The organism is Streptomyces sp. (assembly GCF_031181555.1).
GTDB lineage: Bacteria > Actinomycetota > Actinomycetes > Streptomycetales > Streptomycetaceae > Streptomyces > Streptomyces fimbriatus.
Window position 1 is genome coordinate 1 of record NZ_JAPSKQ010000056.1, and the last position, 14,847, is coordinate 14,847.

The window sequence follows — 14,847 nt, forward strand, 5'->3', positions numbered from 1 at the left end:
TCCCATACCGGCACCCCGTGTGAACGGAGGAGGGCCGGTCCGTGGACAATGGCCCACCACGCACTCTCACGCACGCACAGCACAGGCAGCACAGGAGGCGCTCCCTTGGAGCTCAGCAGGCGAACCTTCACCGCCCTGGCCGGCACGGCGGCGCTCGGGCTCGCGCTGGCCGGCAGCGGCGGGGCGGCGACCGGTCCGCGCGGGGCGCGCGTCGTGCCGACGGGACCGCCGCCCCCTCCGCCGAGCGCGGACGGCAAGCGGCACCGGGTCGGTTTCGACCGGTACTCGCTGCTGGTCGACGGCCGGCGCCTGGTGCTGTGGTCCGGCGAGATGCACCCCTTCCGGCTGCCGAGCCCGTCCCTGTGGCGGGACGTGCTGCAGAAGCTGCGCGCCCACGGGCACAACGCGGTCAGCGTCCCCGTCCCGTGGAACCACCACTCCCCCGCGCCGGGGAAGTACGACTTCACCGGGGTGCGGGATCTGGACCTGTTCCTGCGCACGGCCGCCGAGGAGCGGCTGTACGTCGTCCTGCGCCCGGGACCGTACAACGGCGCCGCCGATGTGGACGCCGGCGGCTTCCCGGGGTGGCTGACGGTCGCCGAGGGCACGGCGCGGACCGCGGACCCGGCGTACCTGCGGCACGTCGACGAGTGGCTGAGCGCGGTCAACGCCATCGCCGTCCGGCACCTGTTCACCGGGGGCGGCGGCACCGTGCTGCTGTACCAGATCGAGGACGGGCACGGCGTTCCCGCCGACGACCCGGCCGGGCGCGCCTACCTGGCCCACCTGTACGAGAAGGTGCGCGCCGACCGCATCGACGTACCGCTGTTCCACGCGGGCGGCCGGGAGGACCGGACGAACCGGGAGAGCGGGGCGAAGGGGCACCTGCTGTACGGGGTCGACGTGGACACCGCGCCCGGTGAGGTGCCGCCGGACCTCGGGCACTTCGGGAAGCGCGGGGCCGGTCCCGGTCCGCGCACGCCCGGATTCCTGGCCGGGGCGGCCGGCGGGACGGCCGATCCGTGGGGCGGGGCGCCGTCCGGCGGCAAGGGGTACCCGGAGGTGCGCCGGACCTACGACGCGGCGTACGAGCGGCGCGGCCACCTCACCCACCTCGCCAACGGGATCACGGTGCACACCGTCCGCGTGGCGTTCGGCGGGACCTCGTGGGGCTGGCTGCCCTCACCGGACGTCTACACCTCGTACGACTACGGGGCCGCGATCGACGAGGGGCGCCGGCAGACACCGAAACTGGCCCCGCTGCACCAGCTCGGGCACCTGGTGCGGACGGTGCCCGACCTCGCGCGGCTGGATCCGGCCGGGGAGGTGCGGGCGGCGGACGAGCGGATCAGGGTGTACCACCTGGCCAACCCCGACACCGACGCCCAGGTGTACGTCCTGCGCAACGACTCCGCCGAGCAGGTCACCTCGACGCTGCCGGAGACCGCCGTCGACGTGCCCGTCACCGTGGGGGCGCGGGACGCCAAGCTGCTCGTCACCGGGCTGCAGCTGGGGCGGCGGAAGCTGGCGTACTCCACCGCGCAGCCCATGCTGAGCCTGACCGCCGGACGGCAGGACGTCGCGGTGTTCACGGGCCGGCACCGCGAGGTGGCGCAGGTCGCGCTGGACTGCGACACCCAGCCGGTCACCAACCGGCTGGACGACGAGCCCGCGTGGGCCTACGACCGGGGCAGGCTGAACGTGGTGGTGCCGCTCGGGGTGGGCGGGCTGAGCCGCGTGCTGATCGAGGGCGGGGACTCCGAGACGCCCATGCTGCTGCTGTTCGCCGACGACGCGACCGCCCTGCGGCTGTGGCCGTACGAGACGCCGTCCGGTTCGCTGCTGGTCTACGGCCCGGCGCTGCTGCGCTCGGCCACCGTGCGCGGCCACACGGTCCACCTCACCGGCGACGTCGTCGGCGAGACCGGCCTCGAGGTGTGGGCGCCGCGCGGGGTCACCGCCGTGACCTGGAACGGCCGGCCGGTGCGCACGCACCTCAGCCGGGCCGGGAGCCTGCTGATGGAGGGGCTGATGCCGGGGGCGCCGGCGGTGCGGCTGCCCGCGCTGGAGGGCTGGCGGCGGCGGGAGGAGAACCCGGAGTCCGAACCGGACTTCGACGACTCGGCGTGGACGGCCGCCGACCGCACCTCGTCCCGCAGCACCACGCCCGTGCCCGGGGGCCGGCCCGTCCTCTTCGCGGACGACTACGGCTTCCACTACGGCGACGTCTGGTACCGGGGGCGGTTCGAGGACGCGCGCGGCCTCGAGGAGGTGTCGCTGTCCTACAGCACCGGTACGCAGGGGCTGCTGATGGCCTGGCTGGACGGGCGGCCGCTGGGCACGCACCGCATGCCGGTGCCGGACGAGGACACGGCGGACAAGGGCACGTGGACGGCCACGGCGGCCTTCGAGGTGCCCGAGGAACTGCGCAGGCGGGGGCGGCACGTGCTGTCCGTGCTCGTACGGCGGATGCAGCACGCCGGGGACGGGCGGGGCGAGCGGGCGAAGGACCCGCACAGGGCCGCGCGCGGGCTGGTGTCCGTCGGCTTCGGGGGCGGCTCCCGGGACGTGGACTGGCGGATCCGGGGCGCGGTGGAGCCGGACCGGGTGCGCGGACCGCTGAACAACGGCGGTCTGTACGGGGAGCGCGAGGGCTGGCACCTGCCGGGGTTCGACGACCGGGACTGGAAGGCCGTGGAGTTCCCGCGCGAGGACCGGCGGCAGGGGGTGACCTGGTACCGGACGGGCTTCCGGCTGGACGTCGCTCCGGACGTGGACGCCTCGATCGGGCTCACGCTCGAGGACGATCCGCAGCGCGCCTACCGCGTCCAGATCTTCCTGAACGGCTGGAACATGGGCCAGTACATCAACGATGTGGGCCCGCAGCACACCTTCGTCCTGCCGAACGGGATCCTCCGCACCCGTGGAGCCAACACACTGGCCCTGGCGGTGCTGTCCGACGGCACCACACCCGCGGGCCCGCGCGACGTCCGGCTGACGCTGCTGGGCGCCTCGCAGGGCGGGGTGCCGGTGGAGGCGGTGGACTCACCGGGACGGTGAGTCCACCTCAGGTGGCGACGGTCCCGCTCACGCCAGGCGGATCACGTTCCAGGACAGCGGCTCCAGCACGGCGGTCAGCCGGCCGTCGGTCAGGGTCGTGCCCTCGGCCGTGTGCGGGGTGACCCGCTCGGGCTCGGCGAGGGTGTTGCGGGCGTCGGGGTCGGCGTCCGCGAGGACGCTGTGCTCGACGACCGAGGTGAGGTCGAGGCCGTTCAGGGCGACCTCCAGCGGCAGCGCCTCGGTGCGGCTCCGGTTGACGGCGAAGACGGTGACCGTGCCGTCCTCGGCGCGCACGGCGGTGGCGTGCAGCAGGTCGGCCTCGCCGTACTTCTTCGTCTCGTACGTCGGCGAGTCGACGCGGACGTCGAGGACCTCGCCGCGGCCGTACTTCGAGGCCTGGGCGAACGGGAAGAACGTCGTCTGCCGCCAGGCCGGCCCGCCCGGCTCGGTCATGATCGGGGCGATCACGTTGACGAGCTGGGCGAGGCAGGCGACGGTGACGCGGTCGGCGTGCCGCAGGAGGGCGATGAGGAGCGAGCCGAAGACGACCGCGTCGGTGACGCTGTAGTTGTCCTCCAGCAGGCGCGGGGCCTCGGGCCAGTCGAGGGCGCTCACCTCGGCGTCGGTCCGGGACAGGTACCAGACGTTCCACTCGTCGAAGGAGAGGTTGATCTTCTTCTTCGACTTCAGCCGGGCGCCGATGTGGTCGCAGGTCGCCACGACGTTCTCGATGAAGGACTCCATGTCGACGGCCGAGGCGAGGAAGGAGTCGACGTCGCCGTCGAGCGGCTCGTAGTAGGCGTGCAGGGAGATGTAGTCGACGAGGTCGTACGTCTCCGCCAGGACCTTCGCCTCCCATTCGGCGAAGGTGGGCATGGACTGGCCCGAGGAGCCGCAGGCGACGAGTTCCACCGACGGGTCGATCTGGCGCATGGCGCGGGCCGTCTCCGCGGCGATGCGGCCGTACTCCTCCGCCGTCTTGTGGCCGGTCTGCCAGGGGCCGTCCATCTCGTTGCCCAGGCACCACAGCTTGATGCCGAAGGGGTCCTTGTCGCCGTGGGAGACGCGGAGGTCGGAGAGTTCCGTGCCCGACGGGTGGTTGGCGTACTCCTGGAGCTCGATGGCCTCGGCGACGCCGCGCGTGCCGAGGTTGACCGCCATCATCGGCTCGGCCTGCGGACCGATCTTCTTCAGGAACGCGATGTACTCGGAGAGGCCGAAGCGGTTCGACTCCGTGGTGCGCCAGGCCAGGTCGAGGCGGCGCGGGCGCTGCTCGACGGGGCCGACCGAGTCCTCCCACTTGTAGCCGGAGACGAAGTTGCCGCCGGGGTAGCGGATGGCGGTGACGCCGAGTTCCCTGACCAGGTCCAGGACGTCCTGGCGCAGGCCCGCGTCGTCCGCGGTGGGGTGGTCCGGTTCGAAGATGCCGGTGTAGACGCAGCGGCCGAGGTGTTCCACGAAGGAGCCGAAGAGACGGGGGTTGACCTCGGCGACGGTGAAGGCCGGGTCGAGGGTGAAACGGGCGGTGCGCACTGTTTTCCTTTCGGGGGTTCGGTTTCGTCTGCGGGTGGTGGGGGCCGGCCGCGCCCCTAACGGACGACCGGCCAGCCGTCCTTCCGCCAGGTCAGGGAGTTCAGCCCCAGCTTGGGCGTGCCCTCGTCCTCGGCGTCGTAGTAGTGGTACGCCAGCCAGTCCCGGCCCCGGTCGCGGAAGACGGACTGGCCGCCCGTGCCGATGAAGCGGCCGTGTCCCTCCAGGAGCAGGTCGCCGCCGCCCTCCAGCATCGGCTTGCCCGTGCTGTCGGCGTAGGGACCCGTGATGTCCGTGGAGCGGCCGACCTTGATCTTGTAGGTGGAGTTCACGCCGGAGCAGCAGGCGTCGTAGGAGGCGAAGAGGTAGTAGTGGCGGCCGTGCTTGACGATCTCCGGGCCCTCGACGGCGTACGGGGCGTCGGGGCGGGTCGCCAGGTGGTGGACGGTGGCGCCCTCGACGGCCTTTCCGGTGGTCCCGTCGAGTTCGACCATGCGGATGCCCGTCCAGTACGAGCCGAACGCCATCCACAGCTTGCCGTCCGCCTTGATCAGGGCGGGGTCGATGGCGTTGTAGTGGTCGGTGGTCTCGGAGGCGAAGACCTTGCCGTGGTCGGTCCAGGTGCCGGGCAGGCCGGTGCGGGAGGTGGCGACGCCGATCGCGGAGTGGTTGGTGCCCCAGGAGGAGACGGCGTAGTAGAGCCAGTAGCGGCCGGCCCGGTAGGAGATGTCCGGCGCCCAGGGGTCGCCGGTGTCGTTGTACTCGTACCACCAGCTCGGGGGTTCGGCGAAGGCGTTGCCCGCGTCCTCCCAGTGGACGCGGTCCTTCGAGGTGCGGGCGCCGATGACGCCGCCGGTGGAGTAGGCGACGTAGCCGCCGGACTTCAGGCGGATGACGGTCGGGTCGTGGATGATCTCCTGGCCGGTGATCGGCTGGGGGTCGGGGTGGGCGGCGTCCGCCCGGGCGGTGCCCGGGAGCAGGGCGACGGCGGCCGCGGCGAGCAGTGCCGCGAGTCTGAGGCGCTTCAACTCGGGAGCTCCTTGGTGGGTTACTGGCCGGCCAGGCCCGTGTGGGCGACGCCCGCCACGATCTGGCGCTGGAAGAAGACGAAGACGATGATCAGCGGAAGTCCCGCCATGAGGCCGCCGGCCATGAGCTGGGCCCACTGGATCCCGTAGGAGTTCATGACGGTCGCGATGCCGTTCGGCATGGTCATCAGGTCGGGGTTGTTGGTGACCATGTAGGGCCACAGGAAGTTGTTCCACGAGCTGATGAAGGTGAAGATGCCGACCGCCGCGAGCGAGGGGCGCGACAGCGGCAGGATGATCGTGAAGAAGATCCGCCAGCGGCCGGCGCCGTCGATGAAGGCGGCCTCCTCCAGTTCGCGCGGGATGCCCTGGAAGAACTTGTAGAGGATGTAGACCATCGCGGCGGGCGCGCACTGCGGCAGGATCATGCCCCAGTAGGTGTCGACCATGCCCATCTGCTGGACGGTGGTGAACAGGGGGACGCCGAGGACGGCCGGGGAGATCATCAGGCCCGCCATGACGACGCCCATGAGGACGGACTTGCCCTTGAACTCGGTACGGGCGAAGCCGTATCCGGCGAGCGCGCTCACCACCAGCACGACGGCCGTGACGCAGACGGACACGACGAACGAGTTCACGAACCAGTTGGTGATGTTGCCGGTCTCGAAGAGCGCCTTCCACGCCTGGCCCGTCCAGGCCTCCGGCAGCCAGTGCGGCGGGATCTCGGCGGCCTCCGCCTCGGACTTGAACGAGGTGAGCAGGGCCGCGGCGATCGGCGCCACGAAGACGGCGGAGACGACGGTGCCGAGCAGGGTGAGGACGATCTGGCTGGGCGTCCAGCGCTTGCGGGGCTTGGTGCGTATCGGCGTGGTCGCGGCGGTGGTCATCGGCCGCCCTCCTCACGGTTGCGCAGCAGCCACATCCGCGCCAGGGCGACCGCTGCGATGAGCACGAAGAAGATGATGGACATCGCGGAGGCGTAGCCCACGCGGTAGCTGGTGAAGCCCTGTTCGAGGGTGTACTGGACGAAGGAGCGGGTGCTGAGCTCCGGTCCGGGGCCGAAGTCCATCATCACGACGGCCTGGTCGAACAGTTGCAGCGAGGCGAGGATCTGGAGCGCGACCACCAGGCCGGTGATGTTGCGCAGCATCGGCAGGGTGATGTGGACCATGCGGTGCCAGGCGTTCGCCCCGTCCAGCTTGGCCGCCTCGTACAGGTGGCCGGGGATGCCCTGGAGGGCGGCGAGGTACAGCAGGAAGCTGAACCCGACCGTCCACCACAGGGTCTGGATCACGATGGCGAGCATGGCGTACGACTTGTCGGTCAGCCAGGGCGTGTCGATCCCGAGGGTGTGGTTGAACAGGCCGATGCCCTGGGTGAACAGCCACTGCCACATGTTGGCCGCGACCGTCGACGGCAGCAGGAACGGAACGAAGAAGCACAGCCGCCACAGCCACTTGCCGCGCTCGATGTGGTGGGCGAGCATCGCGAGGAGGAAGGCCATGACGGTGATGCAGGGCACGACCAGGAGCGTGAAGTAGGCGCTGTGGCCGAGCGCGTCCCACATCGCCGAGTCGTTCAGCGCCTCGCGGTAGTTGTCGAGGCCGACGAAGCTCGTGCCCTCGCCGGAGATGTTGGCGTCCGTGAAACTGAGGTAGACGCCGCGCAGCAGCGGCCAGACGACGAACAGGGCGAAGAGCGCCAGGAACGGGGCGATGAACCAGCCCCCGTGCTGGAAGCCCTGCTTGCGGCGGACGGTGGCGCCGGCGGTGGCGGTTGTCGCGCGCGCCGGGCGGATGACGGTCTCAGCACTGGTCGTCGTCACGCGACCGCACCTCCCTGCGCGGCGGTCCTGCCGTCCATCGGGTTCTTCGAGGCGAGGAGCCTGGTGAGCCGGTCCTTCATCCGCCGTGCGACGGCGTCCGGCTTGGCGGAGCCCATCGTCGAGGAGACGACGATCGGGCCGAGGTCCTGGGCGAGGACGCCGGTGGAGCCCGCGAACCACACCTTCGGCTCGGTGGCCTGGTGGTCCATCGCCGAGACGTACTCGCTCTGCGGGTCCAGCTTCTTGTACGCGTCCGTGGACAGGGTCGGCGTGTAGGCGGGGATGTGCCCGCCGGCGGCCCACTGCTGGGCGTGCTGGACGACGTACGCGGCGAGTCGGTGGGCGGCCTCGTTGGCGGCACCGCCGCGGCCGGCCTGGTGGGGCAGGACGAACGCGTGGGATTCGGCGTGGGTGGCCCGCTTGCCGAAGACGGGCGGCAGCGGGGTGGCGCCGTAGTCCAGCTTCGCGCCGGAGAAGACCGGCACCGACCAGTTGCCCTCCCAGGTGAACGGGGCGCCGTTGACGAACTGCTCGCCGGTCGGCGCGCCCGGGACGACGTACCCGTCGGTGACGTGCCGGCGGAGGAACTCCAGGACTTCGGTGGCCTTGTCCACGTCGAAGGTGACGTCGGTGTGGGCGTCGTCGAACCAGGTGCCGCCGAGCTGGGTGTAGAAGGTGACGAAGAACCACCACTGGAAGTTCTGGTCGTTGGTCCACAGGCCGACGGTCTGCAGGCCCTTCCGCTGGGCCTTCCTGGCCTTCTTCAGGACGTCGAACCACTCGGTGGTGGAGGTCACCGGGACCATCCGGCCGTCGTCGCCGAGCAGGTCCGCCTTCTTCAGCACGTCCTTGCGGTAGAAGCAGAGCTGGACGTGGATGTCGAGCGGCAGGGCGTAGAGCTTGCCGTCGATGACGCCGCGGTTCCACAGCGCGGGGTTGTAGTCCTCCTTGCGTACGCCGTACTCGGCGAGAAGGCCCGTGTCCCAGGGGTCGAGGAGCCGCCCCGGCGAGAAGCCGGTGACCCGGCCCAGGTGCATGACCCCGAGGTCGGGGGCGCGGTTGCCCGCGGCCGCCATGGCGAGCTTGGTGTAGAAGGGGTTGCCCCACTGGAGGGTCGAGTCCTTCACGTCGATGCCGGGGTTCGCCGCACGGAAGGCGTCCAGCATCGTGATCATGTTGTAGCCGTCGCCGCCGCTGAAGAGGTTCCAGTAGCGCACCCGGGTGTTCGCGCTGGACGCGAGCGCGTCGGCGCCGGTGCCGAGGGCCGCGAAGCCGAAGCTGCCCGCGACCGCGAGGCCGCCGGCCGCGGTCAGTAGGTGCCTGCGATTCAGGCCAGGTCGTCCCATGCCCTGCCCCATCTGCTCGAATGTGATGCCCGCAAGATATTGTTCGAAATATCGAAGAGCGCTCGTAACTTCGAACGGGACCGTAGGTGTCGAGCGCTTTCGCGTCAATGCTTCGGACAAGAACTCGGGGGAGGACTTTCCGCGCCCGTCCTCGCATGACGCGGACCCGTGTGGCCGCGTAGGCTCGAACGGCCTTGAGCGCAACGGCGGATGAGCGGCGGACGGGAACGGGGGGACACGATGGACGTCGCGGACGCGGCCACGGGTCCGGCCTCGTTCCTCGGCGGGTTCTACACGTCCTTCTGGTGGATCCCGGCCGCCGTCCTGGCCGCCGCCCTGGCGATCAAACTGCCGACGATCATCCGGTTCTGGGCGGATCCGCTGCTGCGCGCGGTCGGCGGTCTGCTGCTGCTCGCCTGCGCGGTCTTCGTGTTCGTCGCGCCCTCGACCATCGTCTGGGTCAACCGGGTCACCGGCGTGCCCAACATCTCGGCGCCCTGGGTGTACTCGCTGCTCACCGCGTTCTGCGGCTCCTGCCTGGTGCTGCTCATCGCCTGGCGCGACGGCCTGTCCGAGCGCTCCGCCGCCACCCGCCGGGCCACCCGCCGGGTCGTCTGCGCCTACGGCGGCGTGATCGTCCTGTTGTGGGTGCTGTTCGCCCTCGCGGACGTGCCCGTGGAGCGGACCCGGGACCTGGACACCTACTACGCCGGCACCCCGTTCATGCGCGAGGGGATCCTGCTGTACCTCCTCGCGCACACCACCGCCGCCCTCATCACCTCGAAGCTGATCTGGAACTGGATCCGCACCGACGGACTCGACGCCTGGCTGCGCTGGGGACTGAAGTTCCTGGGCGTCGGCTACGCGCTGAACCTGGCCTTCGACGCCGCCAAGCTCACCGCCGTCGCCGCCCGCTGGACCGGCAACGACCTGGACTGGCTCAGTCTGAACGTGGCCCCCGCCCTGGCCTGTCTGTCCGCCGTGTCGATCGCGGTCGGCTTCATCCTGCCGCACGCCGGCCAGTACCTGCACGAGCGCTGGCGGCTCCGTCTCGCCCACCACCGGCTGCGGCCCCTGTACCAGCTGATGAGGAAGGTGCACGGCTCCGGCGTGCCGTTCGTGCTGCGCGCCAGCCCCGAGCTGCGCCTGACCCGCCGCGAGACCTTCATCCGCGACGTGCTGCTGCCGCTGGCCCGGCGCACCGACGAGCGGCTGCGCGAGCGGTCGTACGCCGCCGCCCTCGGCCTCGGGTTCACGGCGGAGCGGGCGAAGGCGCTCGCCGCGGCCGTGGTGATCCTCGACGCCGTCGACGCCGGGCCCGACGCGGACGGCGGCGACGGCGCCCACGACCCCGACACCACGGACCTGCTCCGCGAGATCGGGGCCGTCTCGCGCGCCCTGCGCCGTCCCGAGGACATCCGGGAGGTCCGCATCCGTGCCGCGGCACCCGAGGACACCGCGGCGGTCACCGAGTGACCGTGCCGCACGCGGAACTGGCCGGGACGGCACCCGTCTTGGCATATTGCACAGGTGACCGAGCGACGCCCAGGGGAGCAGGGAGACAGCGGTGCGTACCAGGAAGGAGATGCGTCGTCTCGCTGACGCCCTCATCGATCCCATCCGGGTGGCGGTCCCGGCGGATCCCGAGGTCCTGTTCGAGGCGCTGGTCGCCTCCGTCAGCGCATGGCGGGGGCGCAGGGTCGTCGTCCACCGCGCGGCGTTCCCGCCGCACACCGCCAGCGGGCTGTGGCTGGAGCGCGAACACCACGACGACGTGGTGGTGGACGAACGGGCCGCCGTGTGGCACCAGATCGTGATCTTCTGCCACGAGGTGTGGCACATGAACCGCCGGCAGGCGCAGGCGGCGCCCGCCGGTGAGCAGCCCCGGCCGGTCGCCGCGCGCACCGACTTCAGCCTGGCCGAGGAGCAGGAGGCGGACCGTTTCGGCATGCTGATGGGGCGTCGGCTGCGCACCTGGCTGGATGCCTCCACCGACTCGGTGTTCGCCGCGGAGGGCGGTGACCCCGAGGACCCCCAGGACCTCGCCGCACGCATCGGGGCCGCGCTCAACTACCGCGGGACGAAGAAATGAGCGGCCTGATCAACTACACCAGCTGCGGGGTGCTGTGGCTCGGCCTGGTGATCAAGTCCCCCGATCTGCTGCGGCACCGCCGCGATCCGTATCTGTGGTCCATCTGCGCGGTGCTGGGGCTGGCCGGGCTCTGCTTCTTCCTCGGGGCACCGCCGACGGTCGGCGCGGTGAACCGGCTCGGCGGGGTGCCGAACCTCGCCGCGCCGCTGACGTACGCGGCGATCACCGGGTACTGCGCCGCCTCCCAGGTCCTCATCGTCCACTGGCGCGGCGGTCCCCGGGTGCACCGCACCGCCCGGCGCTGGATCCTCGCCTACACCGGTGTCCTGCTCGGCATCGCCGTGACCTTCGCCCTCGGCGACGCGCCGGTGGAGCGCCGCACCGACCTGGACACCTACTACGCGACGACCCCGTTCATCGCCCAGATGATCGTGCTGTACCTGGTCGCGCACCTGATCGCGGTGACCGTCACCACGGTGTCGTCGCTGCGCTGGGCGCGCCGGGTGCGGGGCGGGCTGCGGGCGGGGCTGACGCTGCTCGGCATCGGGTCGCTGTGCGGCGCCGGGTACAGCGTGGCCAAGCTCGTCGCGGTGGGCGCCCGCTGGTCCGGGCGGGACTGGTCGGCGCTCGGCACCACCGTCTCCCCGGCCGCCGCCGGTCTCGGCGCCCTGCTGACGGTCGTCGGGGTGCTCGTCCCGCTGGTGGTGCCCCGGGTGACCGAGTGGCGGCGGGCCCGGCACGCGTATGCCCGCCTCGCACCGCTGGAGCGGGCGCTCGACGACCTGCTCACCCGCCGGACGCTGCGGCTGCCCCGGCCCCGGTTCGCCTCCCCGGCCACTCGGCTGGTGTGGCGCCAGACCAGCATCCACAACGCGCTGAGCCACCTGGACGCGTACTTCGACCCGGAGGTGTACGACCGGACCCGCGCCGGTGTGCTGGAGGGGACGGGCGATCCGGAGCGGGCCGAGGCCGCCGCCTGGGCCGCGGTGATCACCGCGGCGGTGCGGCAGGAGGCGGACCCGGGGCGGGAGTTCCCGCCCCCCGGCAGCGGCCGGCTCCTCGACCGGGTGCCGGGACCGGCCGGCCTGGTCCGGATCGCCGACGCGCTGGCCGGTGCCGCCCCGGTGCCGCCGGCCGCCGTCGTGTCCGGCGGCCGGACCCCGGCGGGGGCCGCATGAACCGGGAGAACCGCGGCAGCCGGGTGCCGGCCGAAGGGAGCCGTCCGGTATGAGTCTCGTCGTGTACCTGGCGGCCCTGGTCTTCGGGATGTCCTCGGTGCTGCTGCTGCGCCGTCCGCGCACCGCCGTGCGGAACCCGCTGACCCTGTCCACCTGCATGGCGATCGTCCTCGGCGCCCTGGTCTTCGTCTGCGCAGCGCCGGCCACCCTGTCCGCCGTCAACGGGCTCACCGGCATCCCCAACTTCGGTGCGCCGCTGACCTACGGCATGCTCTCCGCGTACAGCTGCGCGGTGCTCGTGCTGCTGATCAACTGGCGGGGCGGTCCCCGCGAACGGGTGCGGCGCATGGTGCTGCGCAGCATCGCCGCGTACGGGGTGCTGGTGGTGGCCATCGTCGTGCTGTTCGTGCTCGCCGACGCGGACACCGAGCGGCTGACGGACCTGGACACGTACTACGCCAACACCCCGTTCATGCGGGAGATGATCCTGCTGTACCTGGTCGGGCACAGCGCGGCGATGCTGGTGATGTGCGTGGTGTGCGTCAAGTGGGGCCGTGAGGTCACCGGGCTGCTGCGGGTCGGGCTGCGGCTGATCCTGTGGGGGTCGCTGCTGGACCTGCTGGGGTTCCAGCTGGCCAAGTACACGGCGGTGGTGGCGCGTTGGTCGGGCCACGACCTCGACTTCCTGTCCACCACGCTCGCCCCGCCGATGGCCTCGCTGGCCGCGCTGGTGTGTTCGGCGGGGTTCGTGCTGCCGAGGCTGCTGCCGTCGGCGGTCGCCCAGTGGCGGGGGCTCGGGGACTACCGGCGGCTGGGTCCGCTGTGGTCCCTGGTGAAGTCGGTGTCCACCGCCCCCAAACCCCCCGCCGCCTGGTGGCAGCTCCCCCAGGCCCGGCTCCAGTGGCGCGAGGTGTCCATCCACGACGCCCTGCTCGCGCTGGCGCCGTACTTCGACCACCGGGTCCGCGAACGGGTGCGGGACACCGCCCTGAGCGCGGGCCGCTCCCCCCACGAGGCCCGTCTCGCGGCGGAGGCCGCCATGCTCGCCGACGCGGCGCGCCGGGCCGCCGCCCGCGAGGAACCGCCCGAGCCCGCGGGCACGTACCGTCTGCACGCCACCGAAGTGTCCGGCACCGGAGGGCTGGTGGAGCTGGCCCAGGCGCTGGGCCGGCCGCCCGCCGGGGCCGCGCCGGCCACGGCCGGACCCATGACCGAACCCGAGGAGCCCCATGTCGCGTAGAGCAGTCGTCATCGGTGCCGGCCTGGCCGGCATGCTGGCCGCGGCCGTCCTGTCCGGCGCGGGAGTGGACGAGGTGATCGTGCTGGACCGCGACGGCCTCCCCGAGGGACCCGAGCACCGCAAGGGACTGCCGCAGGGACGCCACGCGCATCTGCTCATGGCCGGCGGGCTGGCCGCCATGGAGGACCTCGTGCCGGACCTGAGCCTGCGCAAACGGCTGCTCGCCGCCGGGGCCCACGAGATATCCCTCAGTTCGGGCATGCTGGCCCTCACCCCCGAGGGCTGGCTCAGACGGTGGCGGCGCGAGGGTCCCGTCATGCTCACGTGCAGCCGGGCCCTGCTGGACTGGACGGTACGGGACGCGGTGCTGGAGCACTGCCCGGTCGAGGTCCGCAGGGCCGCCGTGGTGGGGCTGATGGGGTCGGCGGCGCGGGTGCGGGGGGTGCGCGTCGCCGCGCCCGGCGGGGACACGGAGCTGGAGGCGGACTTCGTCGTCGACGCGAGCGGACGCGGCACCCGGGTCGTCACCTGGCTGACCGGGCTCGGGCTGACCGGGATCGAGGAGCGGACCGTGGACTCCGGGCTGGTGAACGCGACGCGTGTCTACCGGATCCCGCAGGGGGCGGAGCGGTTTCCGCTGACCATCGTGCAGCCCGACCCGTACAGGTCCCGGCCGGGGCGCAGCGCGATGGTGCTGCCGATCGAGGACGACCGGTGGATGGTGAGCCTCGGCGGCACCCGGGGCGGTGAGCCGCCGGCGGACCCGGAGGGTTTCCTGCGGTACACGCTCGCGCTGCCGGACCCCATCGTGGGACGGCTGATCTCCGGGGCCGAACCGCTCACCGGCGTGCACCTGAGCCGGTCCACCAGCAATGTGCGGCGGTATCTGGAGAAGTCCGCGCGGTGGCCCGACGGTTTCGTCGTCCTCGGGGACGCGCTGGGCACGTTCAACCCGGTGTACGGGCAGGGCATGTCGGTGGCCGCGTTCGGTGCGCGGGTGCTCGACCGGGAGCTGAGCCGTGCCGGCCTCACCGCGCCCGGTCTCGCCCGGCGGGTGCTGCGCGGGACGGCGCGGTCGGTGGACGCCGCGTGGTCCATGGCCGTCAGCCAGGACCTGCGCTACCCGGAGGTGCGCGGCGTCCGGCCGGGCCTCGCCGACCGCGTCGTCACGGCGTACTCGCGGCGCATGATGAAGGCGGCCACGGGCTCCTACGCGGCGGCCTCCGCGATCTGGGACGTCACCAGCATGCGCACGCCCCCGACCCGCATGTTCCGCCCGACGGCGCTCCTGGCCGCCCTCACCGGCTCCCCCCTGCCGCCGCTGACGGGGGCTCCGCTGACCCCGGGCGAACGCGAACTCCTCCGGGGACTCGACCGCACGGGGGTGTGACCACGGCGGCCCCCGGACGCGACCGGAAGCCCGCGTCCGGCCCTCCCGAACCCCTCACCACCGGGCAACCACCCGACGAGCCCCGGCGACCGGCGACCGGCGACCGGCGACCGGCGACCGGCGACCGGCGACCGGCGACCGGCGACCGGCGACCGGCG

At 72.3% G+C, this 14,847-nt stretch carries 11 protein-coding genes; 6 read left to right on the forward strand and 5 right to left on the reverse strand.

Annotated elements, in window-relative coordinates:
• Window positions 1–105: 105 nt before the first annotated feature.
• Window positions 106–3,060 carry a beta-galactosidase gene (locus RIM90_RS14275; protein ID WP_309061058.1) on the forward strand — a complete coding sequence of 985 codons (2,955 nt, stop codon included), beginning with the start codon at window positions 106–108 and terminating at the stop codon, window positions 3,058–3,060.
• A 27-nt stretch (window positions 3,061–3,087) separates the two neighbouring features.
• On the opposite strand, the gene RIM90_RS14280 is transcribed toward RIM90_RS14275, so the two are convergent.
• The 5 genes from RIM90_RS14280 to RIM90_RS14300 are packed head-to-tail and all read right to left on the reverse strand — an operon-like array spanning window position 3,088 to window position 8,789.
• Entirely contained in the window at window positions 3,088–4,593 is a 1,506-nt protein-coding gene (locus RIM90_RS14280; protein WP_309061059.1) for an alpha-N-arabinofuranosidase, read from the reverse strand.
• A gap of 56 nt (window positions 4,594–4,649) precedes the next feature.
• The gene (locus RIM90_RS14285; protein WP_309061060.1) at window positions 4,650–5,618 is read right to left on the reverse strand and encodes an arabinan endo-1,5-alpha-L-arabinosidase; all 969 of its coding nucleotides are present in this window, start codon (window positions 5,616–5,618) and stop codon (window positions 4,650–4,652) included.
• A 20-nt stretch (window positions 5,619–5,638) separates the two neighbouring features.
• Window positions 5,639–6,505 carry a carbohydrate ABC transporter permease gene (locus RIM90_RS14290; protein ID WP_309061061.1) on the reverse strand — a complete coding sequence of 289 codons (867 nt, stop codon included), beginning with the start codon at window positions 6,503–6,505 and terminating at the stop codon, window positions 5,639–5,641.
• Window positions 6,502–7,443, reverse strand: a complete 942-nt coding sequence (locus tag RIM90_RS14295; RefSeq protein ID WP_309061062.1) for a sugar ABC transporter permease — start codon at window positions 7,441–7,443, stop codon at window positions 6,502–6,504. Before RIM90_RS14295 ends, RIM90_RS14290 begins: the two co-directional genes overlap by 4 nt.
• Window positions 7,440–8,789 carry an extracellular solute-binding protein gene (locus RIM90_RS14300; RefSeq protein WP_309061063.1) on the reverse strand — a complete coding sequence of 450 codons (1,350 nt, stop codon included), beginning with the start codon at window positions 8,787–8,789 and terminating at the stop codon, window positions 7,440–7,442. The genes RIM90_RS14295 and RIM90_RS14300 overlap by 4 nt, the downstream gene beginning before the upstream one ends.
• Before the next feature lie 240 nt (window positions 8,790–9,029).
• Here RIM90_RS14300 and RIM90_RS14305 point away from each other — a divergent pair, with 240 nt between their 5' ends.
• The 5 genes from RIM90_RS14305 (at window position 9,030) to RIM90_RS14325 (ending at window position 14,689) form a co-directional block, all read left to right on the forward strand.
• Window positions 9,030–10,265, forward strand: a complete 1,236-nt coding sequence (locus RIM90_RS14305) for a DUF6545 domain-containing protein (RefSeq protein ID WP_309061064.1) — start codon at window positions 9,030–9,032, stop codon at window positions 10,263–10,265.
• A 109-nt stretch (window positions 10,266–10,374) separates the two neighbouring features.
• Window positions 10,375–10,881: a toxin gene (locus RIM90_RS14310; RefSeq protein ID WP_309061065.1), complete on the forward strand. Its 507-nt coding sequence runs from the start codon at window positions 10,375–10,377 to the stop codon at window positions 10,879–10,881.
• Window positions 10,878–12,059 (forward strand): MAB_1171c family putative transporter, encoded by a 1,182-nt coding sequence (locus tag RIM90_RS14315; protein WP_309061066.1) that lies wholly within the window; start codon window positions 10,878–10,880, stop codon window positions 12,057–12,059. The genes RIM90_RS14310 and RIM90_RS14315 overlap by 4 nt, the downstream gene beginning before the upstream one ends.
• A gap of 49 nt (window positions 12,060–12,108) precedes the next feature.
• Window positions 12,109–13,299, forward strand: a complete 1,191-nt coding sequence (locus tag RIM90_RS14320) for an MAB_1171c family putative transporter (RefSeq protein ID WP_309061067.1) — start codon at window positions 12,109–12,111, stop codon at window positions 13,297–13,299.
• Window positions 13,289–14,689 (forward strand): FAD-dependent monooxygenase, encoded by a 1,401-nt coding sequence (locus RIM90_RS14325; protein WP_309061068.1) that lies wholly within the window; start codon window positions 13,289–13,291, stop codon window positions 14,687–14,689. The genes RIM90_RS14320 and RIM90_RS14325 overlap by 11 nt, the downstream gene beginning before the upstream one ends.
• The last annotated feature ends 158 nt before the right edge of the window (window positions 14,690–14,847 follow it).

Excerpts from the sequence above, each read along its gene's own strand:
- RIM90_RS14290 (WP_309061061.1), bottom strand. The coding sequence starts at position 6,505 with ATGACCACCGCCGCGACCACGCCGATACGCACCAAGCCCCGCAAGCGC.
- RIM90_RS14300 (WP_309061063.1), bottom strand. The coding sequence starts at position 8,789 with ATGGGACGACCTGGCCTGAATCGCAGGCACCTACTGACCGCGGCCGGC.
- RIM90_RS14305 (WP_309061064.1), top strand. The coding sequence starts at position 9,030 with ATGGACGTCGCGGACGCGGCCACGGGTCCGGCCTCGTTCCTCGGCGGG.
- RIM90_RS14310 (WP_309061065.1), top strand. The coding sequence starts at position 10,375 with ATGCGTCGTCTCGCTGACGCCCTCATCGATCCCATCCGGGTGGCGGTC.
- RIM90_RS14315 (WP_309061066.1), top strand. The coding sequence starts at position 10,878 with ATGAGCGGCCTGATCAACTACACCAGCTGCGGGGTGCTGTGGCTCGGC.
- RIM90_RS14320 (WP_309061067.1), top strand. The coding sequence starts at position 12,109 with ATGAGTCTCGTCGTGTACCTGGCGGCCCTGGTCTTCGGGATGTCCTCG.
- RIM90_RS14325 (WP_309061068.1), top strand. The coding sequence starts at position 13,289 with ATGTCGCGTAGAGCAGTCGTCATCGGTGCCGGCCTGGCCGGCATGCTG.